The organism is Methylibium sp. (genome assembly GCF_013817345.1).
Taxonomy (GTDB): Bacteria; Pseudomonadota; Gammaproteobacteria; order Burkholderiales; family Burkholderiaceae_C; genus Methylibium.
In genome coordinates this window covers 1-3,505 of record NZ_JACDCW010000187.1, presented here as the reverse complement: position 1 = coordinate 3,505, position 3,505 = coordinate 1, and the positions used below count along the sequence as shown (strand labels likewise).

Annotated in this window: 2 protein-coding genes; both read right to left on the bottom strand. The window is 65.5% G+C overall.

Annotated elements, in window-relative coordinates:
* Window positions 1–258: 258 nt before the first annotated feature.
* The gene (gene dnaJ, locus H0W40_RS19680) at window positions 259–1,401 is read right to left on the bottom strand and encodes a molecular chaperone DnaJ (RefSeq protein ID WP_292449594.1); all 1,143 of its coding nucleotides are present in this window, start codon (window positions 1,399–1,401) and stop codon (window positions 259–261) included.
* A gap of 123 nt (window positions 1,402–1,524) precedes the next feature.
* The gene (gene dnaK / locus H0W40_RS19675) at window positions 1,525–3,474 is read right to left on the bottom strand and encodes a molecular chaperone DnaK (RefSeq protein WP_292449593.1); all 1,950 of its coding nucleotides are present in this window, start codon (window positions 3,472–3,474) and stop codon (window positions 1,525–1,527) included.
* Window positions 3,475–3,505 lie beyond the last annotated feature (31 nt).

Genomic DNA, 3,505 nt, shown 5'->3' with positions numbered 1-3,505 from the left:
GCGCCTGTGCGGCGGCGAGCAGCGCAGGGCTCGTGGCTGCGCGCGCAGCGCGCTTCGTCAACTGACTCGTCGCGGCTGTCTGAGCGCAGTGAGCAAAGCGAACGAAGCGAGTTCCGCGACGCAGCCACGAGACCGAGCAGCGCAGCGAAGTCGGCCCGCAGGGCCGACCGCCGCACCGAAGCGAAGCCCGCCGCCCACCCGCGGCTTTGCGGCCCGCCCGCCTGCACGCAGTGACCCCGTGCCCTCCGCCCCGCCGCGCTACTTGAACAAGTCCTTGACCCGGTCCGTCCAGCTCTTGGCGTTCGGCGAGTGGCGGTCGCCGCCCTTCTTGAAGCTCTCGTCCAGCTCCTTGAGCAACTTCTTCTGCGGCTCGGTCAGCTTGATGGGCGTTTCCACCGCAACGTGGCAGTACAGGTCGCCCGGGTAGCTCGAGCGAATGCCGCGCACGCCTTTGCCGCGCAGGCGGAAGGTCTTGCCGTGCTGGGTGCCTTCGGGCAGCTCGATTTCGGCCTTGCCACCCAGGGTGGGCACTTCCACCCCGCCGCCCAGGGCGGCAGTGGCGATGCCTACGGGCACCGTGCAGTGCAGGTCATCGCCGTCGCGCTCGAAGATGTCGTGCGCCTTGATGCGGATCTCGATGTAGAGATCACCAGGCGGCCCGCCGTTGGTGCCGGGCTCGCCGTTGCCGGCCGAGCGGATGCGCATGCCTTCGTTGATGCCGGCGGGGATCTTGACTTCGAGCGTCTTGTTGGTCTTGATGCGGCCGACGCCGGTGCAGGCGACACAGGGGTCGGGAATGATCTTGCCGCTGCCGTGGCAGTTGGGGCAGGTCTGCTGGATGCTGAAGAAACCCTGGCGCAGATGCACCTGGCCGGAGCCGTGGCAGGTGGGGCAGGGCTTCGCGCTGGTGCCGGGCTTCGCGCCGCTGCCTTCGCACACGTTGCACTCTTCCCAGCTCGGGATGCGGATCTGCGTTTCCTTGCCGCGCGCCGCTTCCTCGAGCGAGATCTCCATCGCGTAACTGAGGTCGCCGCCGCGGTAGACCTGCGAGCCACCGCGGCGCTGGCCTGCGGCGCCACCGGCGCCGAAGATGTCGCCGAAGATGTCCCCGAAGGCTTCGGCAAAGCCGCCGAAACCTTCCGTGCCCGGCCCGCCGCGCCCGCCCATCTGCTCGACGCCCGCGTGGCCGTACTGGTCGTAGGCCTGGCGCTTGGCCGGCTCGGACAGGATCTCGTAGGCCTCCTTGGCCTCCTTGAACTGTTCCTCCGACTTCGCTGCACCTTCGCCCTGGTTGCGGTCGGGGTGGTGTTTCATGGCCAGCTTGCGGTAGGCCTTCTTGATGTCCTCGTCACTCGCGTTCTTAACGACGCCGAGGATTTCGTAGTAGTCACGCTTTGCCATGCTCACGCGCCTTCTTCCATGTGCCCTGCTTGAACAACAAAGCCGCGTCGAGGTGCAGACACGTGTCTGCAGCACTCGAACGCGGCGAAGACGACCGGACGGCCGCAGCCGTCACGGTGGTCCTTACTTCTGGTCCTTGACTTCCTTGAAGTCGGCATCGACCACGTTTTCGTCGGCCGGAGAAGCCGCTTCCGCCTTGGACGATTCGCCCGCTGCGCTGCCGGAGGCGGCCGCGGCCTGCTGCGCGGCCTGCATGTCGGCGTAGACCTTTTCGCCGAGTTTCTGGCTGGCGGTCATCAGCGAGTCGGTCTTGGCCTCGATGTCGGCCTTGTCCTCGCCCTTCAGCGCTTCTTCGGCGTCCTTGATCGCGGCCTCGATCTTCTCTTTCTCGCCGGCGTCGAGCTTCTCGCCGTGCTCGGCCAGGCTCTTCTTCACGCTGTGGATCATGGCGTCGGCCTGGTTGCGGGCCTGCACCAGTTCGAGCTTCTTCTTGTCTTCTGCCGCGTTGAGCTCGGCGTCCTTGACCATCGCCTGGATCTCGGCTTCCGAAAGACCCGAGTTGGCCTTGATGGTGATCTTGTTTTCCTTGCCGGTGCCCTTGTCCTTGGCGCCGACGTGCAGGATGCCGTTGGCGTCGATGTCGAAGCTCACCTCGATCTGCGGCATGCCGCGCGGCGCGTGGGCGATGCCTTCGAGGTTGAACTCACCCAGCATCTTGTTGGCGTTGGCCAGCTCGCGCTCGCCCTGGAACACCTTGATCGTCACCGCCGGCTGGTTGTCGTCGGCCGTGCTGAAGGTCTGCGCGAACTTGGTGGGAATGGTGGTGTTCTTGGTGATCATCTTCGTCATCACGCCACCGAGGGTCTCGATGCCGAGCGACAGCGGCGTCACGTCGAGCAGCAGCACGTCCTTGCGGTCGCCGCCCAGCACCTGGCCCTGGATCGCCGCGCCCACCGCCACCGCCTCGTCGGGGTTGACGTCCTTGCGCGGCTCCTTGCCGAAGAACTCCTTGCACTTGTCCTGCACCTTGGGCATGCGGGTCATGCCGCCGACGAGGATCACGTCGTTGATGTCGCCGACGCTGACCCCCGCATCCTTGATCGCCGTACGGCAGGGCGCCATCGTGCGCTCGATCAGCTCCTCGACCAGCGCTTCGAGCTTGGCTCGCGTGAGCTTGATGTTGAGGTGCTTGGGGCCGTTGGCGTCGGCCGTGATGTAGGGCAGGTTGATGTCGGTCTGCGTGCTGTTGGAGAGCTCGATCTTCGCCTTCTCGGCGGCTTCCTTCAGGCGCTGCAGCGCGAGCACGTCCTTGCCCAGATCGACGCCTTGCTCCTTCTTGAACTCGGCGATGATGTATTCGATGATGCGCTGGTCGAAGTCTTCGCCGCCCAGGAAGGTGTCGCCGTTGGTGGCCAGCACCTCGAACTGCATCTCGCCATCGACGTCGGCGATCTCGATGATCGAGATGTCGAAGGTGCCGCCGCCGAGGTCATAGACGGCGATCTTGCGGTCGCCCTTGCCGTGCTTGTCCAGACCGAAGGCCAGGGCCGCAGCGGTCGGCTCGTTGATGATGCGCTTGACGTCCAGGCCGGCGATGCGCCCGGCGTCCTTGGTGGCCTGGCGCTGTGCGTCGTTGAAGTAGGCGGGCACCGTGATCACCGCCTCGGTGACCGGCTCGCCCAGGTAGTCCTCGGCGGTCTTCTTCATCTTGCGCAGCACCTCGGCGCTGACCTGCGGGGGTGCGAGCTTCTTGCCGCGCACTTCGACCCACGCGTCGCCGTTGTCGGCCGCCACGATGGAATAGGGCATCAAGTCGATGTCCTTTTGCACTTCCTTCTCGGTGAACTTGCGCCCGATCAGGCGCTTCACCGCATACAGCGTGTTGCGCGGGTTCGTCACCGCCTGGCGCTTGGCCGAGGCCCCGACGAGGATCTCGTCGTCCTCTTGGTAGGCGATGATCGACGGCGTGGTGCGTGCACCCTCGCTGTTCTCGATCACGCGGGTGGTGTTGCCTTCCATGATGGCGACGCACGAGTTCGTGGTGCCCAGGTCGATGCCGATGATCTTGGCCATGGTCAAAACTCCTTCAAACTGAATTCGGTTG